The organism is Chitinivorax tropicus, assembly GCF_014202905.1.
Classification (GTDB): Bacteria; Pseudomonadota; Gammaproteobacteria; order Burkholderiales; family SCOH01; genus Chitinivorax; species Chitinivorax tropicus.
In genome coordinates this window covers 248114-272615 of sequence record NZ_JACHHY010000002.1, presented here as the reverse complement: position 1 = coordinate 272615, position 24502 = coordinate 248114, and the positions used below count along the sequence as shown (strand labels likewise).

Below are 24502 nucleotides of genomic sequence, written 5' to 3'. Positions count from 1 at the left end.
GAATGCCTTTGCCCGGTTGAAGCCTTTCCGAGCTGTGGCATTTCGATTCGACAACCTGAAGCGAAATTACGAAAGTGTCATTGCCATGGCATGCGCGCTTTTATGGCTACCAATGTGAAACGTCAACAGCCCCTAATTCCCGAACGCCTTAGACAAATCCAGCCAAGGGCAGCCTGTCCGAGCAATGAATAGGACCGCTTCAATAAAACGACGGTTACCCACCGCTCTCCCGCCCTTGTCTGTTGGCTTGTCGGGGTGTAAATGGCGACTCGTTATCATCATTCAACATTAGCTGATCCGTGAATCAGACCCAAATTCTAGGGTGCCACCACAAATCAGCCAAAGCGGTGCTACCCAGCACCGCTTTCCTCGCGTTGAGATACAAGTCACTATGTCTTCAGCCTACTTGCCGCAACCATAGCACCACGTCAGTGCCTTGTCCGACTTCTGATGTGATTTCCAGATGCCCACCCATGATCTCGACAATCTCTTTCACCAGCGACATGCCTAGCCCGGTGCCCGGGATATTGCCTGATGGATCAGCTCGAAAGAATCGTTCACAGACACGGGCCAGTTGGTCGGGTGACATGCCAATCCCGTGATCTCTGACAGAGATTCCCACCCATTTTCTTCCATTGTGCTGTTTGCGACGTAACTCCAATGTGATTTGCCCGCCGGTGGGGGAGTATTTGTAGGCATTGGACAGTACGTTGGTGAGGGCCTGGGTCAATTTATTGCGATCGACATCGACCTTGGGTGAGCGCCCGCTGATGCGCAGCTCCACCTGACGGTTGTCATTCTTCACCATGATTGCTTCCACAGTGGCATGGACGATGGGGGCCAAGGATTGGCGCTCTATGTTGAAATCCTTGCCGCCTCTGGCCTCGATCCGGGCCAGATCCAGAAGCTCATTCACCATTTGAACCAGGCGGGATGACTGTCGGAAGATTGTTTCCAGGATGTCTTTACGCTGCGCTGGTGTGAATTCTCGCCGTAGCATCAGCTCTGTGAAGCCATGGATACTGGCCATGGGTGTTCTCAATTCATGAGCTGCGGTTGATAGGAACTCGCTTTTCATCCGATCGAGCTCCATTTCACGGGTAATGTCGCGATAGTAGTAGATCAACCCGAATACATGTCCCCCTGCGTCTTTCGCTTCTCGGGCTGCGCGGATCACAACGGCAGGTCGCGGTCTGGCCAGGTAGAGTATGGTGTTGCCATTTTCATCTTGCTCGGGCGGCTTGCTGGCGTCGAGTTGTTCGGTGAATCGTTCTTCGAATGCCTTGATATCGATGCCTTCCACGTCTGGAATGGTCCAGCCCATCATTTGCAGAAAGGCGGGATTGGAATAGCTGCGGATACCTGCCTCGTTGAATGCGACGAAGCCATCCGGGCTCAGGTTGAAGATCGTGTTCAACTCGCTGGTCAAGCGGCGTAGATGTTCGTCTTTTGCACGGCGCACCGTGATGTCCCGACCAATCGCCATGTAGTTGGTCACACGATTCGCTTCATCATAGATCGGCTGCACATCCATCTGCACCCAGTAGTCCCGCCCATCCTTGGTGCGATTCAACACCTCGGCGGAAAAGCTTTGATTGTGCTTTAACTGCTCACGGATGCTGGCAACGGTTTCAGGATTGGTATCTTCACATTTGAGCACTTCACCCAACTTCAGCCCACGCATTTCATCCTGCGAGTAGCCGGTGGTACGGATGAAGCTGTCGTTTACCCATTCCACCCGCCCTTGCGCATTGGTCACTATCACTGCATTGTCGGTGCGAGAGGCCACCAGGGACAGCTTGTGCGCTTCTGCTTCTTTAACCGATAGCTGCTGATATGCCTGTTTCAGCTCCTCACGCTGCTGTTGCAGGCTTTGCATCATCTGACGTGCATCCTGAAAGGCCATTCGCTGGGATTGGACCAGTTGCAACAGGTCGATGACTGGATCGTAAGCGGCGAAATCTGAAAAGCCCAGGCCCAGTGATGCCAATTGCGCAGGGTCGGTGATCCAGGGTGAGCCGAGAAAGATGGCCACTCTCGGTCTGGGGAATACAAATTGTCCGCGTAGCAGCAGCGGCTTTTCCAAATGCTGTAACTGACAAAGGTTGATGGTGGGCAGGGTGCGCAGCATGTCCCAGCTGAAGGGATGGCTGGGCCGCCGCAAGGCAAAGAAGTCTGTGATCGAGGCGCCTTCCACTATACGATGGTCGAGCCGTTTCAGTGATCGGCCTACTTGCGTCAGCCGCATCTGCGGGTCAAGCACGACATGAAAGGGAAATGCATCGGCAAATACCTCCGGCGGCAACCCGATGGTCTGGGTGGCAGGCTGACGGGTACAGACTTCCATAATGGCCTCCTACACTTGCTGTTTGACTCTCCAAACTTGGCTGGCGAGTGTTTCAAGCGCAACAAAGTCAACGGGCTTGGTAAACACGCGGATATCACCCGGCAAGCCACCATGAAAAGCGATTTCCTCTGGTGACAATGCCGTCATTACTACAATCGGCAGATGTTGGGTTGAGGGATGTTTGCGCAACGCGGCAATCATCTGAAAACCATCCATACCGGGCATATTGAGGTCTGAAATCAGCAAATCCGGTGGCGCTTCACCGATTTTGATCAAACCTTCATAACCATTGTTGGCGGTTGAGATCTGTGCTGGGAACGGCCATCCGCGCATGACAAGCATCATCAAGGTACGCAGCCCAGGGTCGTCCTCGACCACCAGCACACGCAATGCATTTGCTACTGTGGCGCCTGCTGTCGGTGCGGACTCTGGCGCGGGCGGCTTGATCTCTTCATCGCCCGTAGCAGCCTGCCGCTTGGCCAGCAGGGCTTGCAATGAATCCACCGCTATACGCCGGTGCCCGCCTGCAGTTTTCCAGGCCCGCAAAACCCCTGACTCCACCCAAAGCTGGACTGTACGCAATGCGACGCCCAGCTGTTTAGCGGCCTCTCGGGTTGATACGAACTCTTGTGCCATATTGATTGATCTCCTTTTTTCACATTAATCATTTTTATCATTTATATCAAGTGACAATGCTCATTCGGTCAATAGAAATTTTCTTTATCTACATTACCTTACTGATAAATACCTTATCAATGGGCATGGGCGGCATGATATATAAAATTTGATTGAAATGATTAAAATTGCAGATATGATAAAAGTGAAATCGAAGCAGTACTTCGATATGCAGCGAGGTGTTCATCATGCATCCGACCATTATTCAGGTGATTGAAGGCGTATCCGAAGGGTTGATCTGGACAGGTGCCGATGCGCGAATCAAGCTGATGAACCAGATTGCCCAAACTGCTACCGGAATGCAACCCGGCCAGATCGTATCGGACAAAAACCTGCTGAAGGCGATGGCAGCTGTCCGTAAGCCCGAGCATCTCAATGGTATCGAGCAGGACATTGTCGATGCCAGTGCGCCAGGGACATTGCTCAAAGCCAAGGTCATGCCCAGTGTCAGCAAAGATGAAGCCATCATTTTGATCAAAGCCCGTCAATCAGTCGTGACCAATCTGGCTGTCGATAATCTGATGACGGTAATCAGAGAAGACCTGCGCCAGCCGGCCAATACCTTTATCCAGCAACTCAGGAAATCGCAGCAGGCTCAGGAAGGGACGGAGCTGGGCGCCACGCTCGACAAGTTGGCGGAGATCAGCGAGTTGCTCAGCAAATTGGTTGATCTTGCTCAGCTGTGGGGCAGCCAATCATTGCTGACCGATGATCGTATCTTGCTCGACCCGCTTATCAATCAAATCTGGGAGGAGCTGGCACCGCTGGCCAGTCGTCGTCGGTTGAAGGTTGCGTTGACCACACATGGCGAGGAATCCGCGCCGGTGTATGGCAGCGAGTTCTGGATCAGGCGTGTGTTCTATGAGTGCCTGCGATCCGCCATCAACAACGCACAGGCAGGCGCCACGCTGGAAATCGAGCGCAGGCAGATGGGCCCTCGGTTGATGGTGGGTTTTCGTAATTGTGGCCTGTTCAACAATGTGAAAGCACGCGCTGGTTCGGCCATGCTCGAAGCCAAGGGGAATGACCCTGCTCAGTCCTATCAGGTGATATCACCCTCCTCTGCTGATCTGGTCGGACTGCATCTCTGCCAGCGGATCATCGAGCTACACGGTGGTGTTTTGCGTGAAGACAAAGAAGATGGCGACACCAATTTTGTGATTGATCTGCCCTGCGGAGCCCCTTACCGCGCACAACATGCGGAAATTGATGCTATGCAGGCACAGCGTTATGCAGAGGATATGTCCCGGTTACTGGCCCGTAGCCGGAAAAAAGCCGCCGCCTGACCCGGGGCCGACGGCCCTATCCAACCTGACCAGTAGTGAATGGAGTGCATCATGAAAAAAATTCTGATTGTCGAAGACCAAGACGACATCCGTAAATTGATCCGCATGACGCTGGAGTTCGAGGACTTTGAAATCCATGAAGCACCCGAAGGCGCCACTGGGCTCAAGATGGTGGAATCAGTCAGGCCGGATCTGGTTTTGTTGGACGTGATGATGCCCGGTGAGTTGGATGGCTTCCAGGTATGCCAGCGCATCAAATACAACCCTGGTTGGCAGCATATCAAGGTCATCATGCTGACCGCCCGAACCCAGAAAATGGATCGATCAGTGGGTGAAGCCATGGGCGCCGATGGCTACCTGACCAAGCCTTTCAGCCCTTTGGAGCTGATCGAGACCATTGAGAATCGACTGGTGCAGGTCTAGATCATTTCACGGATCGGTACTGTCAACGGCGTGCACGCATCAGGCTGCGAAAGGAGCATCATCATGCAGATCACATCGAATATCCGCCCCAGCGGCAATCTCGGCACAACCCCGCCCGACAGTGCCCAGATGTTGAAGCAGCTCGAAAAGTACAGCCGCGACATCCATCTGCTTTACACCGAGCGTAATGAAGCCCGTATGGCATTGGCGGACTCTCATAGCCGACTGGTACTGCAGCTGGTACTGGTGGCCGAGCTGGGGCAGGACGAAACGGCAGAACACATTACCCGCGTGGGTCTGTTTGCTGCGCAGGTGGCCAATACCATGGGCGAATCAGACACCTTCTGCCAAACACTAAGGCTTGCTGCTGCTTTGCACGACATCGGCAAGGTTGGTATTCCAGACCATTTGCTGAACAAATACACCCTTGACCCGGATGAACATGCAGTCATGGCTGGGCACACCATCATCGGCTCCTACATCCTGGGTCACTCAAATGTGCCTTTGATGCAATTGGCTGCTGACATTGCCCTGACCCATCACGAACGTTTCGATGGCCTGGGTTACCCAAGCCGCCTGCAAGGTACCGATATCCCTTTGGGGGGCCGGATCGTCGCGCTGGTTGACTACTTTGACGAGCTCACCCGGCAGGATGCCAACCGTCCACCGTGTTCAGATATCGATGCGATGGATCGTATCGCCGGAATGCGGGGATCACACTTCGACCCTGATGTCGTTGACCCGTTTCTGCGTAGCATGACGGATATGCTGGACATCCGGGACAAGGTCAACCGGGGCCAATATGGTGTCGATTGCTTGATCCAGCACCCCTCCACCCCGTGACCGATAGTCGGTATGCCCTGCACGCCCAATACACACTGGCCACAATTGCAAACCGAGGAGTCACGCCATGTATGGACTGGTCAACAAAGCCATTGAAGGCCTGGTCAAATCTCAATTCGGGGAGGCAGCTTGGATCGCCATCCGAGCCAAGGTCGGCTGGGAAGATGACGGCTTCATCTGCCTGGAAACCTACCCTGACGAACTGACCTACCAATTGGTTGGCGCTGCCGCCGAGGTGCTGCAGATGGATGGCGATGCCATTTTGGAAGCATTTGGTGAATATTGGACGCTATACACGGCCAAGGAAGGGTACGGGGAGTTGTTCAAAGCCAATGGCCGTAATCTTCGCGAGTTTCTACAGAATCTCAACGTTATCCACAGCCGCATCGAAATGATCTATCGAGACATGATGCTGCCCAACTTCCATTGTACCCACGGCCCACAGGGGCGTTATTACCTGCACTATCAATCCAGCCGTGTCGGCCTGAGCCCGATGGTCATCGGGTTGGTCAAAGGTTTGGCCAAGATGTTCAACGAACCCGTAATGATCAAGCAAATCAAATTCATGCGGGAGGGCAATGCGGAGGACGTGTTCGAGATATCCCCTGCCTGATCCTGCCAACCTGGCATCCAGAGCCATGCCAGTCGGCGTTGGGGGCACCCGACACCGAGAAAGCAGCCCTGCCCCACTATCCAGACCGTGATACAAGATTTAACAGAGCACTCAACCCGTGATGATACAATTGTCATAAAAGAGCGATGGAAATGGCTCTTGACCTGGACATGATTGAAGGGGAAATAGATGAAGCTGCTCAAGAAGTTTGCGGTTTGCCTGTTTGGTTGTATTTCCTTGGTTGGCATATCCCATGCGATGCCGGCAAAAATGGGGCAGAACCTGATTGTGAATGGGAATGCGGAGTCTGATGGGATTGGAAGCCGCCATGGGGCCGATGTCATCCCAGGGTGGGTCACTCAGCAGCAAGGGGTGGCGGTCGTGGCTTATGGTAGCCAAGCGCACCTTCCCTCCATTCAACATAGCCAGCAGATCCATGGTGGCCGCCAGTTTTTTGCTGGTGGGACGATGAAGGATACGGTTCTGGAACAATTCATCGATTTGTCGGACTACTCAAGTTGGATTGACCAGGGCATTGCGCGTTTCGTTGCATCTGGCTGGTTTGGGGGATTACTGGATAAGAATGATGCGGCAGGGGTGTCCTTTACCTTTTTGAATGCGCAGCAGGACATTGTTTCGTATCGGCTGGGTGATATTGACGCATTTGCGCGACACGGCAAAACGGGCTTTGTTTTCCAAGATCTCACAGAATTGATCCCAATTGGCGCAACCCAATTGATGGTTACAGTAGGGTTCAATCAAATGGGTGGCGACTATAACCACGGTTATGCGGACAATCTGTTCTTTTCCGTGAATGTGGTGCCAGCACCAGCGAGCTGGGTACTCGTGCTGTCCGGTTTTTTGGCCGCAGCCGCGCTATCGACTCAGTATAGGCCATCCCCCAGCCAGATCAAGGAGCCAGGCCTGGTCGGATAATCCTTTGCGGGCAATATCATAAGCCCTCAGATCAGGACGTGATGCGAAGAGGAAAGTGGTTCAGGCCACTGAAGCTTCTGAATTGTCAGAAGCGGGGCAAAATAGCCATGCTCTTTGCTGGCGACCGTGGCGGTTCCAGCGCGCCAGGGTGCCGCAGCACACGAGACAAAGTGAGATGCGGCACCAGTCAATTTCAAATGCCCGATATCAAAGGGCTTTTCGACCACGATGATTGGATGGCAATCTAAAAATTTTCGGTCATGGATTGCTGGTATTCATACTGCATTGTTCAAAGTGCATCTGCACTTTAAGCAAATCACTATAGATCTTTGAGTATGTCTATACGCTTCTGGCGATATTCATCATCAGAGATCAGATTTTTGTCGCGTAAACTTTGCAATGATCTCAGGCGATCTTCAACCGAGCGGTTCTCACGCGGTGTGATTGTTGGTGAGGGTGCTACAACCGGGGTGGATACCACTACCGGCTGAGGCGCTTTGCCATTGGCGCTGTTGGGTGGATTGGGTGCCACGGTATTCGCAGTGGTCTGCACAGTGGCTGTTGGCTGCTGCAATGACAATGCGACCCAGTCGTTGCGCACCTGCTGGCTGCCAACAGACTGGGCTTGGCGATTCAATTGCAAGGTGACCTTTGAAGCCGTTTGCCGATCACCCATCGAGAAATTTCGTTTGAAGCCGGTCATCCGGTACTGGGCTTGATATTCCACATGGGCATCGCCAATGATGACGTGCAGGCGGTTATCTTTGATGAACATCCTGCCGCTGGTGCCAAGCTTAGGGGCCAGTAAGCCCAGGGCACCATGCCGATCGGTGGTCATGAAGGTGATGTCCTGGCCGGGCGAGGCTTTTGAGAAACCATAGCTGATCGGTGCAGACAGCACAGTCAGCTCATCCTCGGTAAACAGTGGCAATGATTTGCTGTCGCCGGTCTTAAGCTCGATATCGGCCAGCGTGGCTTTCAGTTGCTCGGCAGATATCTGTACAGGATGCTGGTTGCCAGGGGCATCTGTGGCTGTCAGGCGAACGATATCGAATTCGTTTGCCTCATAGAGCTTATCGCCGGTTTTGGGCGGGGTGTATTCTGTTTTGCCGAACAATCCTTCCAGCAATGTCACAGCATGGCTGGCTGGGGCTATCAGGCTCGTGGCTATCAGCAAGGCGATTAGCGGGGCACGGCGTTGCATACTGCTCTCCTTCTTATTCGGCAAAGTTGCCATTGTTTCTGATGGATTGTGAAATTGGCAAGCGGTCATACCCAGGCTATTTCCCTGTGATGCCAAGGCGCTGTGCGATTTGCTGCATGCCGGCTCTGAATTGGTTTGCCCCACCCATGGCGGGATGTCGTACCGTTGCAAATGGTGTGACGCTGATCAGATTGAGCGCCTGTTGTGCTTTGTTGCCGACAGCAATCAACAAGATGTCTTTGCCAAATGAATCGAGCAGCATCTGGAGGTATCCTGCTCCCAGCTTGATCTCGCTGGTGGTTGGTGTGCGATTGCTGAGCGCCGTCCCTTTGTGAGGGTGAAACGGCAGAGTATTCCAAAGAATGGTCTGCTCCTCCAGGCCGAGCTGATACAGTGCGCCCCACACGATGGTGGCGGAGGGCTCGCAGAATGGAAGATGTCTTGTGGTCAGGCGCTGTGTGGGTTGAGGCAGCCTGGGAATGGAGCCAGCCAGCAATAGTTTCTCACTGGTGAAGGTGATGCCAGAGTATCGGCACCCCTGATAGCCAGCTGCTTCGCCCAACAAGATGATCTTGGCGCCTGGATTGTCCAGATGCTTGGCCAGCCTGGCGGCCTTCTGCTGAGGGGCGTCTTCTGTGGTATCAAACTCCTCGCACTTGGTCCGCCAAGGGTTGAACAATTTGTCGGCGCCATCAAAGGCGGTGAGTTCAGCTATCAGTCGATCAATGGGCATGCGGCAAGGAGTATCTGGAAATCGGTCGGGCGAGGATAGCTTGTGCGCCCGAAGATGTCACGTATATGGATCGCCCAGCCTCAGAATGTCCGGTTCTGTCGGCATGGACTCATCCCCCGTCCGGAAGCCCTTTCGACAGAATGTGGGACATTGCCTGCCGTGTTTTCGGTGGCAGGCAATGGTGCTGGTGTCAGGCGACCCTTGCTTCTGAGCTTGGGTCAAAGAAGACGGCCTTGGACATATCAAAGGCCAGCTGCATCCGCTCGCCTGGGCGCTTGGCTTCGGATGGGTGGACGCGGCAGACGGCTTCCTTGCCATTGAGATTGATGAAGGTCAGGGTATCGGGCCCGGTAGGCTCGACAATCTCAACCTTGCAATCCGCCTTGGTGATATGGGGGTTGTCTTGCTGAATATTGACTGTACCGGTGATTTGCTCTGGTCGAATGCCAAACACGATTTCCTTGCCCACCCAGCTACTGAGCTTGGCAGCGGCATCTGCACGCAAAGGCAGGACAAACTGTTTATTGCCGCTTTCGACCTTAACGCCGACGCCTTCCTGAGTCTTTTCGACAGTGCTGAGTATGAAATTCATCGAAGGAGAGCCAATGAAGCCGGCCACAAACATATTGGCTGGGTTGTCGTAGATGTCTTGCGGGCCGCCAAACTGCTGGATGATGCCGTCTTTCATGACGGCAATCCGATCGCCAAGGGTCATGGCCTCGATCTGATCATGTGTGACGTAGACGACCGTGGTCTTGGTGCGTTCGTGGAGTCGCTTGATCTCGGTCCGCATTTCCACACGCAGTTTTGCATCGAGGTTCGACAAAGGCTCATCGAACAGGAACAGGCCGGGATTACGCGCCAGTGCACGCCCCATGGCCACGCGCTGCCGTTGCCCGCCTGACAGCTGGCTGGGCTTGCGATCCAACAAATGCTCTATCTGCAGCATCTTGGCCACGCGAGCAATGATTTGCTCCTGTTCTGCCTTGGGCACATTGCGCATTTCCATGCCAAAGGCGATGTTCTGTTTCACATTCATATTGGGATAGAGCGCATAGCTCTGGAACACCATCGCAATGTCACGATCCTTGGGGGCGACATTGTTGACCATGCGGTCACCAATCCAGATTTCACCGCTGGTGGTTTGCTCCAGGCCAGAGATCAGGCCCAATAGTGTGGATTTACCACAGCCGGATGGGCCGACCAGAATCAGGAATTGCCCGGCATCGATTTCCAGGTCGATGCCTTTCAGAATGTCTGTACCACCGTAGCTCTTGCGAACATGCTTGATTTTCAACGCACCCACTTCATTCTCCTTGTGCATGGGCAGCCTTGTTGGCCACGCCTGCGAAATGTCATTAGCCCTTCACAGCGCCGGCAGTCAGCCCACGCACAAAATATTTTCCGGCCACCACATAGACGAACAGGGTCGGCAAGCCCGCAATGATCGCAGCAGCCATGTCCACGTTGTATTCCTTGACGCTGGATGAGGTGTTGGCCAGGTTGTTCAAGCCAACCGTGATAGGCTGGGAATCGCCTGCGGAGAACACCACGCCAAACAGAAAATCATTCCAGATCTGGGTGAATTGCCAGATGGTGGTCACCATGATGATGGGTGTGGAAAGCGGTAGGATGATGCGGAAGAAGATCCGCCAGAACCCAGCACCATCCAGTGTGGCGGCCTTGATCAGTTCGTCAGGAATGCCGACATAGTAATTTCGGAAGAACAGCGTGGTGGAGGCAATCCCCATGACGCAATGGACGAAGACCAGACCTGTCGTGGACTTTGCCAGGCCAAGCCAGCCTAGTGTCTGTGCCATAGGCAACAGGATGACCTGCAAGGGCAGGAAGACACCGAACATCATCATGGCAAAGATGACTTCAGACCCACGGAAGCGCCATTTCGAGAGGATGTAGCCGTTGACCGCCCCCAGCATGGTGGAAAGGATGACCGATGGCACCACCATTTTGACCGAGTTCCAGAAGTAACCTTTCAACCCATCACAAGCGACACCTGTGCAAGCCTCGCCCCATGCCTTTGCCCAAGCGGCGAAACCGGGGGCGCTGGGCAGGGCAAGCAGATTGCCTTCCCGAATTTCATCCATGCTTTTCAGCGAGGTGGTGACCATGACATAGAGCGGCAACAAATAGTAGATCGCCACCGTAAACAGCACCGCATACAAGATGAAGCGCCCCGGCCCCGGCAGCCAGCGTGTGATGAAACTCATGGATTGGCCCTCTGTCGTACTCGGTGCAATCGGCATGGTTGCCGTTGCGGTCATATTCTGAGTATCAGCCATGTTTGCTATTCCGCAATTCTGAATATAGATAAGGAACGACCAGCGCCGCCAATGTAGCCAGCATCATCATCGCGCTGGCGGCCCCCATGCCGATCTGGCCTCGTGTGAACGCCATCGAGTACATGAAGGTGGCGGGGACGTCTGAAGAGAAACCTGGGCCACCCGAGGTCAGCGCCATGACCAGATCAAAGCTCTTGATTGCCAAGTGGGCAAGAATCATCAATGTCGAGAAAAAGACCGGGCGCAAGCAGGGCACAATGATGCGCCAGTAAATACGTGGCAACGAGGCGCCATCGACTTGGGCCGCTTTGATGATCGAATCATCAATGCCCCGGAGACCAGCCAGGAACAAGGCCATGACGAAGCCAGACGACTGCCACACCCCCGCAATCACCACCGTGTAGATGGACATGTCTGTGTTCACGAGCCAGTCGAAGGTGAAATTCTCAAACCCCCATTGGTGCATCAGATGCTCCAAACCCAGGCCAGGGTTCAGAATCCATTTCCATGCCGTGCCGGTGACAATGAACGACAGGGCCATGGGATAGAGATAGATGGTACGTAATGCACCCTCCATCCTGATCTTTTGATCCAGGAAGATTGCCAACAGCAAGCCGAGCGCCATCGAGACACCCATGAACAGCGAACCGAAGATCCCCAGGTTCTTGACCGCAACCCACCAGCGCTCATTCTCGAACAGGCGTTCGTATTGAATCAGACCCGCCCATTCGTAATTCGGCAGAATGCGGGAGGGGGTAAAGGACAGGTAGCCGTTCCAGATGATGAACCCATAGACGAACACCAATGTCAGAACGAAAGAAGGGGCCAGAACCAGCTTTGGTAGCCACTTGTCAAACGAGCCATAGTTGGCAGCAGCAGGTTGAGACATGTTTCACTCCTAGCGCATCGGTACGGTGACATACCCGATTCGATTTTAGGCTCTGTTGGGTGATTGACAGGCGAAGCCAATCAAAAAGTGCCGGCGGCGGGCAAGCCGCCGGGGCGTCAGCCTGGGCACGATGTGCTCAGGATCAGCAAACGGGTCTGCATGCCCCCGATGCGATATGAACACCCCATACTCTGCATGGCTGTACAGAAGCATGCGGGCTCACATCGTATCGATGACAATGCTGACCACGGCAGGTAAACATCAAGGTGAATCAAAAGAGTGTGAGCAGTCCGCCCAAGCTACGCCTATCGGACCTTGGCCGCAGCGGCAATCTTGTCCACCGCTTGCTTGGCGGTCATGCTGTCTGTATTCCAAAACTGCGAAATCGCGTCTTGAATAGCGCCCTGTGTAGCTGAATACATCGCCATGCCATGTGCCCATGACGGCAACAGCCCACCGGATTTGGAAGTCGCAACAAAGTCTTTTGACGATTGTTTTCCGCAATCATCAAACTTGGCCATGTCCATATTCAAGCGGGCAGGGATGGAGCCTTTGTTCAAGTTGAAGACTTCCTGGAATTGGGGGCTCATGATGGCAGCGGCCAGGTCTTTCTGCGCTTTTGCTGAGTCGCCAGACAATTTGAACATGGCAAAACTGTCGATGTTGAAGGTGAAGGCATTGCTGGTGCCGGGGGCGGGTGTACAGACGAAGTCTTTGCCAGGGACTTTGTTAGCGGCCAGGAATTCCCCTTTTGCCCAGTCACCCATGATCTGCATCCCGGCTTTGCCCTGGATGACCATTGCTGTAGCCAGGTTCCAGTCACGGCCTGGGCTATTCTTATCAACATACTTCTTCAGCTTCTTGTATGTCGTCAGCACCTCTTCCATTTTTGGGCTTTTCAGGGTGGCCTGATCCAGTTGCACAAACGCTTTTTTGTAGAAGTCGGTACCGCCTAGGCCCAATGCCACGGCTTCGAAAACCGTGGCGTCCTGCCAGGCCTGGCCACCATGGGCAAGTGGCACGACACCTGCTTTTTGCAGCTTTTCAGCGGTATCGAAGAATTCATTCCAATTGGTGGGAACCTTCGCCCCCGCTTTTTTCAGCACCTCTGGGTTGACCCACAGCCAGTTGACACGGTGCACATTCACCGGTGCGGCAACATAATTGCCTTTGTATTTCATGACATCGGCCACGACTTTAGGCAGCACGGTATCCCATTGTTCAGCCTTGGCGACATCATTCAGATTGGCCAGGACGCCTTCATCACCCCACTCCTGGATGGAAGGGCCTTTGATCTGTGCTGCCGCAGGTGGGTTGCCGGACACCACGCGGGATTTCAGGACGGTCATGGCGTTGTCGCCTGCGCCACCAGCCACGGCAAAGTCTTTCCAGGTGTGCCCTTTGCTTTGCATGATCTTCTTCAGCTCGGCTGCTGCTTTGGCCTCGCCGCCTGAAGTCCACCAGTGCAGCACCTCCACCTCACCGGCTTGAGCTGCCATTGCAACACTGACAAGACCTGCCATGGACAGGAATTTAAGCGATTTTGACATCGTGCGAATCATGGCCATCTCCTTCCAACCTTGTGGAAATATATGATTTGTATGGTTTTATAGCTGTATATGGTAAGCCAACCGCTTTGAACTATAGTTCTACTCTAAATTTTTGTAAAGCAAAATGTAAGGTATGAGTAAGCTTGTGTAATGATCAAGTAAAAATGACCCATCAGGGCGCCCAACTGAAGGAAATATAGGTAATCAAGGCCCACTTGACCGAACAGGATGGAGGCGAATGAGGAGTCGAGCGGGCGTGGCATGAGGCCATCGCCACTCGATAGTTGAAGTACCGGCACCGCTCGATGTGGCGGTATTCGGTGGGAGGAGAGGGAAATTGAAATGGAGGGAGGGCTTACATATCGCCCCATAAAGCTTGTAACGCCGCCATGGTTGCGACGGCAGCCGTCTCAGTCCGCAAAATACGGGGGCCGAGGCTGATCGGTTGCCAGCCCTGTTCGATGGCCACCGCCTCTTCACTCGCCGTCAATCCACCCTCTGGGCCGGCCAGGAGCGATAGCTGGGTTGAGAGCTCCAGTTGCTTCAATTGCCTTGTTCCCTGCGGCGAGAGCATCAGGTTCACACCTGCTGGGTGTGGTTGTTTGACCCACTGTGCAAAAGGTTGCAGTGGTGAGACTTCTGGCACGGTGTTCCGACCACATTGCTCGCAGGCGCTGATGATCACACCTTGCCAGTGTTGAATACGCTTCTCGGCGCGTTCACCTTGCAATCTGACCACCGACCGTTCACTGATGACCGGAATGATGCGTGATACCCCTAGCTCAACTGCTTTCTGCAATGTGTAATCCATGCGATCCCCACTGGATACCGCTTGCACAAGGGTAATGTGCAGTGGCGATTCGCGGCTGATCTGTTGTAAGGTATGGGTCTGCACTGACACACGTTTTTTGCCCATCTCCACAATCGTGGCATCGGTCTGGCTGCCCGAGCCATCAAACAAGGTGATGGTGTCATCTTGCTGTAGACGAAGCACTTGAATATGGCGGCAGACTGCTTCCGGAAGTGTCAATAAAATGTCCGTAGCGAGTGGAGTATCTATATAGAAGCGTGGCATTGTGTTGTGAAAAGCATGTTGGGTTTGTCTGGTCAAGCAATGAGCAAGCAGGTAAGGCAGTGAGCCGCATTGTATCTTCTCGCGATCCAGCAATCGACACCGCTTTTCACCACGGCTCTGTTGACATGGCTTCATGGCCTACACGGCCTACCAAGCAGAGCCATATCGCACTGAGGCGTTGCATACAGTCATACTTAAAATAGAAGTGGAAACCCGATGTACGACGTGAACTGGAATACGCTGGAAGCAACCATCGCCGCCGTCAAGCGGATTGCGCAAAGCGAGGTCATGCCTCGTTTTCTGAATGTTGCCTATTCGCGGAAATATGATGGAACCTTATTCACGGAAGCTGATTTAGCCTCACAGGAGGGGTTGAAGCGTGAATTGCCCGGTATTCTGAATGCACCGGTACTGGGCGAAGAAATGAGCGATGAAGAGCAGCTGGCATTGTGGGAAAGTGGCCATGATGGCCTGTGGTGTGTTGATCCGATTGATGGCACCACCAATTTTGTGCATGGCTTGCCTTATTTTGCGATATCAGTGGCATTTCTGCAAAAAGGTCGACCCGTTCTGGGCGTGATCTACAACCCCTGCTCAGATGAAACGTTCTATGCAATGCAGGGAGTGGGTGCCTTCATGAATGGCACCCGCCTGCCGCTGAAGAATCATCGACCCGCAATATCGGAAGCCGTAGCCGGGGTCGAGCTAAAGTGGTTGCCAGGCAAACTGCCCGCCCGGCTGATGACGGTTGCGCCATTCGGCAGCCAACGGAATCTTGGGGCAAGCACTTTGGACTGGTGCTGGGTAGCGGCAGGGCGTTTCGATCTCATTCTGCATGGCGGTCAGCGGCTGTGGGACTACGCAGCAGGGGCATTGATCTTGATAGAGGCTGGTGGGCGTCTGGGCAGTATCCACCATGAGGATTTCTGGTCCGACAATATCTGGCGCCGCTCAGCCATTGCGGCACTGGACCCTGCATTGTTCGAGTGCTGGCAGCATTGGGTGCATACCAATAAATGATGCGTTTGCTGAGAATATGGGTTTTGAAAACAACAATGTCATGAAACGCAGTATAATCTGCCAAATATGATATATGCCGGAGATGAGCAATGAAAAAATGGTTCCCCGTCCTTGCCTTGCTGTGTTGCGGTACCGCATTGGCAGATACGGATAATGGTTCCGCCAATTCAGCGGGTTGGAAAGTCGGTGGCGGTGTTGGCGTCACCATGGGCGGGGATGAGTTTGGAAAAATCCATGTCGTTGATAAAACAAACGGCAAAGTGGTCAATAATGAGAACCTGCGGGCTGGTCGGCTCTTCCAGCTCGATTTTGGCACGAAGTACCGCTTCAGCAACCTGCCGGTCTCACTCCAGACGACATTCGGCTATCACTTTGATACTGTCCAGGGGGATGACCCGCTGAACAATGGTGCCAAAGTGAGCTACCAGTTTTTCCGGTACCCCATCGAAATCATCCCGGCTTATCATTTTGATAAGCACTCTGTAGGCTTGGGGCTTCGATACGATCTGCGCCCGACTTATGAGTTTACGGGCCGGTTCAACTATAAATTCAAGAACGCACCGGGCTTGATTTTGCAGTATGAGTACGAGGCAACCGACAATGTTTCTGTGGGTTTGAGGTACACCGCCATCAAATACAAGTTTCAAAAAGAAGAGGATGGCTCACAAACCTTCAAGGGCAACCATGTGGGCATGAATGCCCACGTCTGGTTCTGATCGATCCATTCAACGGTTGTGTTTCAAAATGGCGCTTGGGTTTTCCCAAGCGCCGTTTTGTATTGGCTCACTCATGATTGGTTGAGCAGGCCTGGGCTGTGAGCAGCAATGGCCTGGGCCAGTCGATCGGTTTGATCAACCGGCAAACCTGCAAGATTGATCCGCCCGCCTTTGATCAAATAGATTGCCGCCTGAGCACGTAATGCCTCCAGCGTCGGCTCGCTCAGTGGCAGCATCGAGAACATGCCGCGATGGGCAAGCAGATGGCGTGCGTTCATGTCGTACTTGGCCAATGCGTTGACCAGTGCGTGCCGGGTCTGCAGGATTCGTTGGCGCATGGCAGCCAGCTCCACTTCCCAATCCTGGCGTAACGCGGCATCGGTCAGAATGCGCGCCACGATCTCGGCCCCGTGGTCAGGTGGCATGGTGTATTGACGCCTTGCCAGCTCAAACAGCTTGTGGCGAATCAGTGATGGCTGCCGACCTTTGACCAGCGCTGCGCCAGTACGCTCTCGATACAGCCCGAAATGTTTCGAGCAGGAGTACACAGCCAGTAGCTGCTCGCACGCTTGATCCATGATGCGTAGCCCACCAGCATCGGCTTCCAGCCCATCCCCAAAACCCTGATAAGCCATATCGATGAACGGTACGAACCCCTGCCGGCTGGCGAGCCCCGCCAACATCTGCCAGTCGGCTGGTTCCAGATCGACCCCGCTTGGGTTGTGGCAACTGCCATGAACCAACAACACGTCGTCAAGGCCGAGTTGGCGCACATGATCAAAAAAGGCCGCCCGATCGAGGCTGCGCATCTCGGCATCGAGATAGGGGTAATGTCTGACCGTCAGCCCTGCCGCTTGCATGATTGGCGCATGATTGGCGTAACTTGGGTTGCTGATCCAGACCGTGGCATGGGGCCGGCTGGCGGCAATCAGATCGGCCAGCAATCGTAGCCCCCCGCTGGCGCCTGGGGTCTGCACGGTAACCCATTGGTCGGTCGGCGCGGCCTGCCCAAGCATCAAGCGTGTGATGGCCGCATTGAATTGGAGGTTACCCGCCGGGCCCAGATAGCTCTTGGTACGCTGCTCAGAGGCCAATGCAATGGCAGCAGTCTTGACTGCCCGCATGATAGGGGTGTGGCCCAGGGTGTCCCGGTACACGCCAATGCTCAGATCCAACTTGTTTGGGCGGCTATCGTGCTGAAAAGCTTCTGCAACGCTGAGAATAGGGTCAATGACCGCCGGTGGCAGATGGTGGAACATGGGGTGTCTCCAGTTTATTGTTTTGTTGTGACGTGTGCCGTATTGGGGCGGCTTGCCAAGATGACACCGATGACAATCACCACCATGCCCAGAAGCGAAGGCAGGCCTGGTGTCTCGTCGAAGATGATCACGGCCAGGAGCGAGGCCAGTACGGGAGTGAGCGCCCCAGCGGCGGCGGATTTGGGGGCGCCCAGCTTGGTGATGGCGTAGGCGTAGGTCAGGGTGGCGAGTAGCCCGACGCCGATTCCTTGAACCAGCGTATGAAAAGCCAGCGCTGAAAGGGGCATGTTGCCAAGCTGCGTTGGTGGGTGCCCGGCCACGAACCAGACGAGCAGGACGAGCAATGAGCTGATCGCAATCACCGCCCCACCCTCTGCGGGTTTGAGCCCAGACAACCGTAAGCATAAGGTGAAATTGGCCCACATCAGGCTACCCAGCAAAAACAAGCCATAGCCATGCAGCAGATCACCTTGTCCATGGTTGAACAATAAAATGATGGCTGCACCTGCACTGATCAGGCCAAGTGCGACATAAAGGTGGCGTGGGGTGTGTTGCTTGTAGAACAAGGTGCCGATCAATGCGACGAAGAGCGGAATGGTGCCGGGGATCAAAGTGCTGCCATCGCTGACAGGGGCATGGCGCATGCCCATGCAGGCAATCAGGAAATAGGGCAATCCACCTGTCGCGATCATGCCCAGCAGGTAGCGCTTGGGTACGGTAATAATCCGATGCCAGCTATGGATCAAGGTTGGCAAAAAGCAAAGGCCTGCAGGACCAAAGCGGATCAGTGCCAATTCTGCGGCAGGCAGCTGCGCTTTTGCGCCAGCCCGCAGTGACAGAAAAAAGCTGGCCCAGATCAAGACCGTAATAGCCAAAGCGATCATGCCTGCATGGGAGGAGGCAGGGCGACCAATGCTGGGAAGGGGTAGAGCAATCGCGGCTTTCATGAGCGCTTGGGTCAAGTGGAAACAAGTGTATTCTCCGCTCACTTGAGGAGTGTTTTTGGACAAAATTACCGATCCATGGGTGAAACTTTGGTGAATTCAGGCAAGAAACTGTTTAGAATTAGTTGAAACCACCAGGCTTACAAAAATGGATAGAATTGATCGTCAGCTATTGACGCTATTGCAGGCAGATGGTCGTTTGACGGTGGCGGAGCTGGCCGAGAAGGTGTCGCTGTCCCCATCTCCCTGTGCGCGGCGGCTCAAGCGATTGGAAGAAACAGGTATCATCAGTGGTTACCGGGCAACACTGAACCGCAATCGCCTGCAACTGGCCACCACCGTCTTTGTAAATGTACGGCTGATGCATCACCGTGAAGATGTGGCACGGCTGTTTGAAGAGGCGGTGCTGCACATGGAAGAAGTCATCAGCTGCTACGTTGTGTCGGGCACGTATGACTATCTGTTGGAAGTGGTGGTTCGTGATCTGCCAGACTACGAGAAACTGGTGCGAAAACTGCAAACCTTGTCCATGGTGCAGGATATCACCAGCAATTTTGCGATACGGACTGTCAAAAGCGGTGCGCCGCTGCCCTTGTCGTTCGTCAGCTGAGCTGACTTAGACACTGAGCGGCCCAATCAGGCCGGAAAGAGAATCAACCATGTTTTACCATTCCCCCCAGACCGGCACCAATAGCGGTGCCATCAAATTGGCCTTGCGTAAGGGGTATTCACTGTCCAGCGAAGTATGCATTGCAGTTGGTGAGCTACGCGACCTGGATGGCTCAATCAGCGAGGTGCTGGGCGAGCGGGCCATCAAGTTCTTGAAAAAGGATCGCAAGGCACAGTATTTTGGCAAGACCATCAAATTATTGACGCCCAAGGCTGATCCAGGCCCGATTTTTGGCCCGCTGATCGCAGCATTCGTTCCGTTGCCCATACTTGAAGCATGGGCAACGCAGTACCCCAAGCTGCACATCATTTACCTGCCACCGGATGACGCCTCACTTGCGGCCTACCAGGCGCAGTATCAATCGATGTCAATTTGATCAAGCACCAGGCGGTTGCTGACTGCCCTGGCACAAACCGGCTTCCAGAAAGCAGAAACACCATGTCACAAGACAAATACGAAATCCGTCCGGGCCAGTCCATCGAGCTGCTGAAGGCGCTCCATATTCTGACCCGTGATGGCAAGATGAACCAGGACAGCCGGCGTAAGCTCAAACAGGTCTATCATCTGTACCAATTCATCGAGCCCTTGTTGAATGAAGTGAAAGGCCGTAAAGCTGCTGTCAGCCTGGTTGACCATGGTGCCGGCAAATCCTACCTGGGCTTCATTCTGTACGACCTGTTCTTCAAAACGCTGCACGACACCTCACATATCTATGGCATCGAGACACGGGACGAGCTGGTGGACAAATCCACCGAGCTTGCCAGCCATCTGGGCTTCCCTGGCATGTCGTTCTTGAACCTGTCGGTTGCTGATTCGATCACCTCAGATCAGTTGCCCGCGCAGATCGATGTCGTCACAGCCTTACATGCCTGCAATACCGCTACCGACGATGCCATTCATTTCGCACTCAACAAGCAAGCCCGGCACATTGTATTGGTGCCATGTTGCCAAGCTGAAGTGGCTGCCGAGTTGCGTAAAAACAAAGCTGCAGCATTGGTCAACCCATTGGCTGAACTATGGCGTCACGCCATCCATACCCGGGAATTCGGCAGCCACGTGACCAATGTGTTGCGCTGCTTGCAGCTGCAGGCACATGGTTATCAAGTCACCGTCACAGAGCTGGTTGGCTGGGAGCACTCGATGAAAAATGAGCTGATCGTGGCGCAATACACCAATCAACCCCGCCGCAAGCCCGCTGAACGCCTGACGCAGATGTTGGAGCAGCTCGGGCTGCAGTCGTTGTCATCCAGATTCTTCATTGGCTGATGTGATGCCTGCTTACTTCATACGATACGCACAATAGCCGGGGCGCGGCCCGATCTGTGGGTGATTGCGGCAGGTGTTGGGGCGCCTGTCATAGATCCCGCAACGACGGGTCTTTGCATCGAGAAATACACAGTCACCATTGGCCCGGCGGGCCAGGGTAAAGGTACTGGTCTTGAAATTGAAATGGTCAATCGTGCCCGCCTTGATCAGCCGCTTGGCAATCTGCTTGGGCGCATCAGTCTCGGCTTCAAAGCTGTCTACCAGCTCCATCCTGACCAAGTCGGCCAACTTGACCTCTGCTGGCATGGTGCAACAAGTCGCAATACAGCCATCACAGAGGCCTGAACGATATTTCAGCCAAGTATCGGTACGATCCAGATTCGACAGGTGGATGACTTTCTGAGAAATGGCGGCCATGGGGATGAATGAAAAATCAGCGATTATCCATAAAAATCCTTGGCTTGGCGAATGATTGCCTGGGCTGCATGGCGGTGCCCTTGTGCAGCCGCCTATTGATGAGCAACCAAGCCAATGGAGGCCACCTCAAGTTGTGAGGGCATTGCTGAGTATCGTTCAGCTTGCCCGTGCCGAGGCCTCACTCCCCGATATCAGGGGGCCAAACCCACCACGATTGGTGAGCGGTTCGCTTGTTTATCCATGCCGTTTTGTGCATTTCTGACGTACATCTGCCAATTTTCAACAATTCCAGACTGCGCTGAAAAAGGGTGGGCAACATATATTGAGGTTATTTATTAGAAGGATCTCATATTTGATTCTAATAATATCTGCCAATATTCATATTTTTTGCACATTACTGTCATGTAATTTCTTAAGTCATTGACAGTGCATATGTAAACACGCAACAGGGCTTGATTTTCCGCTGATTCGATATTCAGTTGATTTGACTAATTTTTGATTCGCCAATATGATTTTCTGGACCTTAACAACGTTCAGGAAAAAAATTGAAATCACTCAGCCTAATTGCCATCAGTGCGCTCATTTCTTCCACCGTCTGGGCTGGCACGGCTTGTCCTGAACATTTTGTCAACGGTGATACACCCAAGATCAATGACCGCAAGCTGATGGCCAAAACCAAGAATCTCTGCTTCGAGGGATACGCTACGCTGCATTCCGGTGTATCACGTACACCAGTGTGGGTTGCAGAGCATTTGACAACAGAGCGTCTTGAAGATGCACGCCAGATGCGCCGCAAGAACAGTTTCCACGCCGAGGAGCAATTGCCGGAAGAAGACCGCGCCGAGCTGCGTGACTACAAACGCTCGGGCTTCGATCGGGGCCACATGGCACCTTCCGGTGATATGCCAGATGCTCAGGCACAGTATGAAAGCTTCTCGCTGGCCAATATGATTCCGCAGAACCCCAACAATAATCAGCAGTTGTGGGAAGGTATCGAATCATCGGTGCGCCAATGGGCATCGGACAGTGGCGAGGTGTATGTTGTCAGCGGGCCGTTGTTTGAAGGTCGCCGCCTGCAGCGCATCAATAATCGGGTACTGGTACCTACCTATGTCTTCAAGGCGGTGTATGATCCGAACAAGGGGATTGCTGGCGCATATGTGACCCCGAATGAGGAAGGCGATACCTACGAGGTGTTGTCAATCAATGAGTTGGAACAGCGTACTGGTATTGATGTATTCCCCTCGCTGTCCGCCAAGATTAAAGAGCGTCGCCCCAACCTGCCCAAACCGAAACAGCGTGGCGGTCGCCGCTTCGTTAATGATGAGGAATGAGTTGTGACTGAGATGGTTCCCTTTGCAAATGAGTCCGATTGCCTGCAGCTGGATGAGTTGACCATTGAAAACCGTGAAGATCGCCTGGAGCTGTATGGCAGTCTGCAGATCACGCGTGATAAGGTTGGATTGGATCTGGCCAGGCAATTGCAGCAGCTGTTGAACGCCACGGTGGCGCAGTTGGAGTCTGAAGACCTGCCCGACCAGCTGCCACCACCAGCGGTTGATGAGGTAGACAACCCGTTTGCATGAGCTGGGATACAGATGAACAAACCGTCCGACAGGACGGTTTTGTTTTTATCAGAGTCGATAAATCTCGTAAGCTTGCGCTTTTGCTCCTGGCCATTGATCCATGCATCGGCGACGTTTTCTGCAGTCCCTGCCCCTTCTTGCGTTGACAGGCTGTCAGCGTGTTCCACGTCTGGGATTGCCGATCGATGTCCACTACCCTGGTATGCAGATTGGTCACCAGCTGCGTGATCAGAGGCGCTCAGCGGTAACAGTCGAGACAAGGCGGGTGGGAACGCTTGTGGTCGGGAGTGGGCTGGGCGGGCTGACGGCGGCCTGGAAGCTACATCGGGAGGGCTATCACGATTACATGCTGGTGACCGGGCCGGAGCCAGGTGGCAATGCCGCAGCGGGCGTAATGGCAGGTATCCCCTACCCAAGGGGGGCGCACTACCTGCCACTGCCATCGATGGAATCCATTCATATCCGCGAGATGCTGGCTGATCTGGCCATCATTGAGCGGGATGCGCTGACGCCGCATCCATATTTTGATGAGCGGGTTTTGCTGCATGGGCCTGAAGATCGGCTGCTGTGCAATGGCCAGTGGCAAGATGGAGTCATGCCAACCCATGGTATCAGCCAGGACGAGCTGGCCCAGCAGCGACGGTTCCTGGCACAGGTGGATACCCTGCGCCATGCTACTGGGCAGGATGGCAAGAAGGTCTTTGCCATCCCGATTGTGCATGCCACGTCCGATCCGCAATGGCGACGCCTGGATCAACAGTCCTTCAAGACTTGGTTGACCGAGCAGGGGTATACCGCCCCCAGCTTGCACTGGTACGCCAATTATTGTTGCCGTGATGACTACGGGGCGGATTATGACCGTGTATCGGCTTGGGCAGGTTTGCATTATTTCGCGGCGCGGGCGGGCCATGCTGCCAATGCTGACGACGGGGCGCTGCTGACCTGGCCAGACGGGCTGCATGGCTTGGTAGCCAAGCTGTGGGCGAAGCTGCCCTCTCAACAGGTGATCCAGGGCTCGGCCTATCATATTCGCCAACACGGCCAGCAGGTCGAGGCATGGGTTCATGCGTCGGATAAGCCGCTCAGGATCGTGGCAGACCAGCTGGTCTGCGCCATGCCTCTGCATGTGGCGAAACATGTGATCCCCAATCTGGCCGAGTCTGGCTTTGACCCAAGACGCCACATGCCGCCACATGCGCCCTGGCTGGTTTCCAATTTTCTGCTCGATGGTTTCCCGGCAGAGCCTGAGCATACGCCCCTGGCCTGGGACAATGTGGTCTATCAAGGACGGGGGCTTGGCTGGGTGGTAGCGACCCATCAATGGATTCGCGCCGCCAAACCAGCGCAAACCGTCTTCACTACTTACCACGCCTTATCAGCAGGCGACCCGGCAGCCCACCGGCAATGGCTGTTGAAAGCTTCTGCCGATGCGCTGTATGAGCTGGCGGCGTGTGATCTGGAGCAGGCCTATGGTTGGCGGCTGCGGCCCTATTTACGCCATCTGGAGATCACTGTAAGGGGGCATGCCATGGCCTCGCCTGTGGTGGGCTTCCTGAGCAACCCAGGCTTACAGGCACTACGCCAGCCATGGGGGCGCATCCACTTTGCGCATGCCGACGTATCGGGGTATTCGGTGTGTGAGGAAGCGGCCTGGTGGGGCTATCAGGCAGCCCAACGGATTCTGGCTGCCTGAATCACCTCGGCCCGCCACCCGGCGGGGCACACCCTACCGGATGGCGATGCAGTGCCC

The 24502-nt window shown here is 54.3% G+C and carries 26 protein-coding genes and 1 pseudogene; 14 read left to right on the top strand and 13 right to left on the bottom strand.

Annotated features, from left to right (window positions below):
- Nucleotides 1-118, top strand: a pseudogene (locus HNQ59_RS02540) (IS5/IS1182 family transposase); the annotation flags it as partial.
- A gap of 14 nt (nucleotides 119-132) precedes the next feature.
- On the opposite strand, the gene HNQ59_RS19980 reads toward HNQ59_RS02540, so the two are convergent.
- The 3 genes from HNQ59_RS19980 to HNQ59_RS02525 form a co-directional block, all read right to left on the bottom strand.
- On the bottom strand, nucleotides 133-279 hold the full coding sequence (locus HNQ59_RS19980; protein ID WP_425491319.1) for a transposase: 147 nt from the start codon (nucleotides 277-279) through the stop codon (nucleotides 133-135).
- Between the two features lie 118 nt (nucleotides 280-397).
- A complete protein-coding gene (locus HNQ59_RS02530; protein ID WP_184034768.1) occupies nucleotides 398-2347 on the bottom strand; it encodes an ATP-binding protein in 1950 nt (649 codons plus the stop codon).
- Nucleotides 2348-2356: 9 nt separating this feature from the next.
- On the bottom strand, nucleotides 2357-2983 hold the full coding sequence (locus HNQ59_RS02525; RefSeq protein ID WP_184034765.1) for a response regulator: 627 nt from the start codon (nucleotides 2981-2983) through the stop codon (nucleotides 2357-2359).
- Nucleotides 2984-3210: 227 nt separating this feature from the next.
- On the opposite strand from HNQ59_RS02525, the gene HNQ59_RS02520 reads away from it, so the two are divergent.
- The 5 genes from HNQ59_RS02520 (at nucleotide 3211) to HNQ59_RS02500 (ending at nucleotide 7123) form a co-directional block, all read left to right on the top strand.
- Nucleotides 3211-4308, top strand: coding sequence for a histidine kinase (locus tag HNQ59_RS02520; RefSeq protein WP_184034762.1), 1098 nt, complete (start codon nucleotides 3211-3213; stop codon nucleotides 4306-4308).
- Between the two features lie 51 nt (nucleotides 4309-4359).
- Nucleotides 4360-4731, top strand: coding sequence for a response regulator transcription factor (locus HNQ59_RS02515; RefSeq protein WP_184034759.1), 372 nt, complete (start codon nucleotides 4360-4362; stop codon nucleotides 4729-4731).
- 63 nt (nucleotides 4732-4794) lie between these two features.
- The gene (locus HNQ59_RS02510; protein WP_184034755.1) at nucleotides 4795-5574 is read left to right on the top strand and encodes an HD-GYP domain-containing protein; all 780 of its coding nucleotides are present in this window, start codon (nucleotides 4795-4797) and stop codon (nucleotides 5572-5574) included.
- Nucleotides 5575-5641: 67 nt separating this feature from the next.
- Entirely contained in the window at nucleotides 5642-6187 is a 546-nt protein-coding gene (locus HNQ59_RS02505; RefSeq protein WP_184034752.1) for a heme NO-binding domain-containing protein, read from the top strand.
- Nucleotides 6188-6376: 189 nt separating this feature from the next.
- Nucleotides 6377-7123: a hypothetical protein gene (locus HNQ59_RS02500; RefSeq protein ID WP_184034749.1), complete on the top strand. Its 747-nt coding sequence runs from the start codon at nucleotides 6377-6379 to the stop codon at nucleotides 7121-7123.
- Nucleotides 7124-7442: 319 nt separating this feature from the next.
- Here the strand turns inward: HNQ59_RS02500 and HNQ59_RS02495 are convergent, their stop codons facing one another.
- From HNQ59_RS02495 to HNQ59_RS02465, 7 genes are all read right to left on the bottom strand, one after another.
- Entirely contained in the window at nucleotides 7443-8327 is an 885-nt protein-coding gene (locus HNQ59_RS02495; RefSeq protein ID WP_184034745.1) for an SHOCT domain-containing protein, read from the bottom strand.
- A gap of 76 nt (nucleotides 8328-8403) precedes the next feature.
- The gene (locus tag HNQ59_RS02490) at nucleotides 8404-9060 is read right to left on the bottom strand and encodes a uracil-DNA glycosylase (protein WP_184034742.1); all 657 of its coding nucleotides are present in this window, start codon (nucleotides 9058-9060) and stop codon (nucleotides 8404-8406) included.
- Nucleotides 9061-9250: 190 nt separating this feature from the next.
- Nucleotides 9251-10366, bottom strand: coding sequence for an ABC transporter ATP-binding protein (locus HNQ59_RS02485; RefSeq protein ID WP_343074189.1), 1116 nt, complete (start codon nucleotides 10364-10366; stop codon nucleotides 9251-9253).
- 52 nt (nucleotides 10367-10418) lie between these two features.
- Nucleotides 10419-11288 (bottom strand): carbohydrate ABC transporter permease, encoded by an 870-nt coding sequence (locus tag HNQ59_RS02480; RefSeq protein ID WP_184034803.1) that lies wholly within the window; start codon nucleotides 11286-11288, stop codon nucleotides 10419-10421.
- Between the two features lie 64 nt (nucleotides 11289-11352).
- On the bottom strand, nucleotides 11353-12249 hold the full coding sequence (locus HNQ59_RS02475; protein ID WP_184034737.1) for a carbohydrate ABC transporter permease: 897 nt from the start codon (nucleotides 12247-12249) through the stop codon (nucleotides 11353-11355).
- A 305-nt stretch (nucleotides 12250-12554) separates the two neighbouring features.
- Nucleotides 12555-13799 (bottom strand): ABC transporter substrate-binding protein, encoded by a 1245-nt coding sequence (locus tag HNQ59_RS02470; RefSeq protein WP_425491318.1) that lies wholly within the window; start codon nucleotides 13797-13799, stop codon nucleotides 12555-12557.
- Nucleotides 13800-14154: 355 nt separating this feature from the next.
- Entirely contained in the window at nucleotides 14155-14874 is a 720-nt protein-coding gene (locus tag HNQ59_RS02465; RefSeq protein WP_184034735.1) for a 16S rRNA (uracil(1498)-N(3))-methyltransferase, read from the bottom strand.
- Between the two features lie 216 nt (nucleotides 14875-15090).
- Here HNQ59_RS02465 and HNQ59_RS02460 point away from each other — a divergent pair, with 216 nt between their 5' ends.
- Both HNQ59_RS02460 and HNQ59_RS02455 read left to right on the top strand, forming a co-directional pair.
- Nucleotides 15091-15894, top strand: coding sequence for an inositol monophosphatase family protein (locus tag HNQ59_RS02460; protein ID WP_184034733.1), 804 nt, complete (start codon nucleotides 15091-15093; stop codon nucleotides 15892-15894).
- 89 nt (nucleotides 15895-15983) lie between these two features.
- Nucleotides 15984-16610 (top strand): outer membrane beta-barrel protein, encoded by a 627-nt coding sequence (locus tag HNQ59_RS02455; protein WP_184034731.1) that lies wholly within the window; start codon nucleotides 15984-15986, stop codon nucleotides 16608-16610.
- A 71-nt stretch (nucleotides 16611-16681) separates the two neighbouring features.
- On the opposite strand, the gene HNQ59_RS02450 is transcribed toward HNQ59_RS02455, so the two are convergent.
- Together HNQ59_RS02450 and HNQ59_RS02445 are read right to left on the bottom strand one after the other, a co-directional pair.
- Complete coding sequence (locus HNQ59_RS02450; RefSeq protein ID WP_184034729.1) at nucleotides 16682-17869, bottom strand: amino acid aminotransferase; 1188 nt, start codon at nucleotides 17867-17869, stop codon at nucleotides 16682-16684.
- A gap of 14 nt (nucleotides 17870-17883) precedes the next feature.
- On the bottom strand, nucleotides 17884-18816 hold the full coding sequence (locus tag HNQ59_RS02445; RefSeq protein WP_184034727.1) for a DMT family transporter: 933 nt from the start codon (nucleotides 18814-18816) through the stop codon (nucleotides 17884-17886).
- A gap of 145 nt (nucleotides 18817-18961) precedes the next feature.
- Between HNQ59_RS02445 and HNQ59_RS02440 the strand changes: the two genes are divergently transcribed.
- The 3 genes from HNQ59_RS02440 to HNQ59_RS02430 all read left to right on the top strand — a co-directional run bounded on the left by HNQ59_RS02440 (nucleotide 18962) and on the right by HNQ59_RS02430 (nucleotide 20749).
- The gene (locus HNQ59_RS02440) at nucleotides 18962-19423 is read left to right on the top strand and encodes an Lrp/AsnC family transcriptional regulator (protein WP_184034725.1); all 462 of its coding nucleotides are present in this window, start codon (nucleotides 18962-18964) and stop codon (nucleotides 19421-19423) included.
- A gap of 49 nt (nucleotides 19424-19472) precedes the next feature.
- Nucleotides 19473-19859 carry a hypothetical protein gene (locus HNQ59_RS02435; RefSeq protein WP_184034722.1) on the top strand — a complete coding sequence of 129 codons (387 nt, stop codon included), beginning with the start codon at nucleotides 19473-19475 and terminating at the stop codon, nucleotides 19857-19859.
- 62 nt (nucleotides 19860-19921) lie between these two features.
- The gene (locus tag HNQ59_RS02430; RefSeq protein ID WP_184034719.1) at nucleotides 19922-20749 is read left to right on the top strand and encodes a class I SAM-dependent methyltransferase; all 828 of its coding nucleotides are present in this window, start codon (nucleotides 19922-19924) and stop codon (nucleotides 20747-20749) included.
- A 12-nt stretch (nucleotides 20750-20761) separates the two neighbouring features.
- On the opposite strand, the gene HNQ59_RS02425 is transcribed toward HNQ59_RS02430, so the two are convergent.
- The gene (locus HNQ59_RS02425; RefSeq protein ID WP_184034716.1) at nucleotides 20762-21166 is read right to left on the bottom strand and encodes a YkgJ family cysteine cluster protein; all 405 of its coding nucleotides are present in this window, start codon (nucleotides 21164-21166) and stop codon (nucleotides 20762-20764) included.
- Nucleotides 21167-21711: 545 nt separating this feature from the next.
- On the opposite strand from HNQ59_RS02425, the gene HNQ59_RS02420 reads away from it, so the two are divergent.
- The 3 genes from HNQ59_RS02420 to HNQ59_RS02410 all read left to right on the top strand — a co-directional run bounded on the left by HNQ59_RS02420 (nucleotide 21712) and on the right by HNQ59_RS02410 (nucleotide 24445).
- Complete coding sequence (locus tag HNQ59_RS02420) at nucleotides 21712-22500, top strand: DNA/RNA non-specific endonuclease (protein WP_184034713.1); 789 nt, start codon at nucleotides 21712-21714, stop codon at nucleotides 22498-22500.
- A gap of 12 nt (nucleotides 22501-22512) precedes the next feature.
- Nucleotides 22513-22752, top strand: coding sequence for a hypothetical protein (locus HNQ59_RS02415; RefSeq protein ID WP_184034797.1), 240 nt, complete (start codon nucleotides 22513-22515; stop codon nucleotides 22750-22752).
- A gap of 100 nt (nucleotides 22753-22852) precedes the next feature.
- The gene (locus HNQ59_RS02410; RefSeq protein ID WP_184034710.1) at nucleotides 22853-24445 is read left to right on the top strand and encodes an NAD(P)-binding protein; all 1593 of its coding nucleotides are present in this window, start codon (nucleotides 22853-22855) and stop codon (nucleotides 24443-24445) included.
- The last annotated feature ends 57 nt before the right edge of the window (nucleotides 24446-24502 follow it).

Coding starts and splice junctions, on each gene's coding strand:
- HNQ59_RS19980 (WP_425491319.1), bottom strand. CDS start 279: ATGATAACGAGTCGCCATTTACACCCCGACAAGCCAACAGACAAGGGC.
- HNQ59_RS02530 (WP_184034768.1), bottom strand. CDS start 2,347: ATGGAAGTCTGTACCCGTCAGCCTGCCACCCAGACCATCGGGTTGCCG.
- HNQ59_RS02525 (WP_184034765.1), bottom strand. CDS start 2,983: ATGGCACAAGAGTTCGTATCAACCCGAGAGGCCGCTAAACAGCTGGGC.
- HNQ59_RS02520 (WP_184034762.1), top strand. CDS start 3,211: ATGCATCCGACCATTATTCAGGTGATTGAAGGCGTATCCGAAGGGTTG.
- HNQ59_RS02515 (WP_184034759.1), top strand. CDS start 4,360: ATGAAAAAAATTCTGATTGTCGAAGACCAAGACGACATCCGTAAATTG.
- HNQ59_RS02510 (WP_184034755.1), top strand. CDS start 4,795: ATGCAGATCACATCGAATATCCGCCCCAGCGGCAATCTCGGCACAACC.
- HNQ59_RS02505 (WP_184034752.1), top strand. CDS start 5,642: ATGTATGGACTGGTCAACAAAGCCATTGAAGGCCTGGTCAAATCTCAA.
- HNQ59_RS02500 (WP_184034749.1), top strand. CDS start 6,377: ATGAAGCTGCTCAAGAAGTTTGCGGTTTGCCTGTTTGGTTGTATTTCC.
- HNQ59_RS02495 (WP_184034745.1), bottom strand. CDS start 8,327: ATGCAACGCCGTGCCCCGCTAATCGCCTTGCTGATAGCCACGAGCCTG.
- HNQ59_RS02490 (WP_184034742.1), bottom strand. CDS start 9,060: ATGCCCATTGATCGACTGATAGCTGAACTCACCGCCTTTGATGGCGCC.
- HNQ59_RS02480 (WP_184034803.1), bottom strand. CDS start 11,288: ATGAGTTTCATCACACGCTGGCTGCCGGGGCCGGGGCGCTTCATCTTG.
- HNQ59_RS02475 (WP_184034737.1), bottom strand. CDS start 12,249: ATGTCTCAACCTGCTGCTGCCAACTATGGCTCGTTTGACAAGTGGCTA.
- HNQ59_RS02470 (WP_425491318.1), bottom strand. CDS start 13,799: ATGTCAAAATCGCTTAAATTCCTGTCCATGGCAGGTCTTGTCAGTGTT.
- HNQ59_RS02465 (WP_184034735.1), bottom strand. CDS start 14,874: ATGCCACGCTTCTATATAGATACTCCACTCGCTACGGACATTTTATTG.
- HNQ59_RS02460 (WP_184034733.1), top strand. CDS start 15,091: ATGTACGACGTGAACTGGAATACGCTGGAAGCAACCATCGCCGCCGTC.
- HNQ59_RS02455 (WP_184034731.1), top strand. CDS start 15,984: ATGAAAAAATGGTTCCCCGTCCTTGCCTTGCTGTGTTGCGGTACCGCA.
- HNQ59_RS02450 (WP_184034729.1), bottom strand. CDS start 17,869: ATGTTCCACCATCTGCCACCGGCGGTCATTGACCCTATTCTCAGCGTT.
- HNQ59_RS02445 (WP_184034727.1), bottom strand. CDS start 18,816: ATGAAAGCCGCGATTGCTCTACCCCTTCCCAGCATTGGTCGCCCTGCC.
- HNQ59_RS02440 (WP_184034725.1), top strand. CDS start 18,962: ATGGATAGAATTGATCGTCAGCTATTGACGCTATTGCAGGCAGATGGT.
- HNQ59_RS02435 (WP_184034722.1), top strand. CDS start 19,473: ATGTTTTACCATTCCCCCCAGACCGGCACCAATAGCGGTGCCATCAAA.
- HNQ59_RS02430 (WP_184034719.1), top strand. CDS start 19,922: ATGTCACAAGACAAATACGAAATCCGTCCGGGCCAGTCCATCGAGCTG.
- HNQ59_RS02425 (WP_184034716.1), bottom strand. CDS start 21,166: ATGGCCGCCATTTCTCAGAAAGTCATCCACCTGTCGAATCTGGATCGT.
- HNQ59_RS02415 (WP_184034797.1), top strand. CDS start 22,513: ATGGTTCCCTTTGCAAATGAGTCCGATTGCCTGCAGCTGGATGAGTTG.
- HNQ59_RS02410 (WP_184034710.1), top strand. CDS start 22,853: ATGCATCGGCGACGTTTTCTGCAGTCCCTGCCCCTTCTTGCGTTGACA.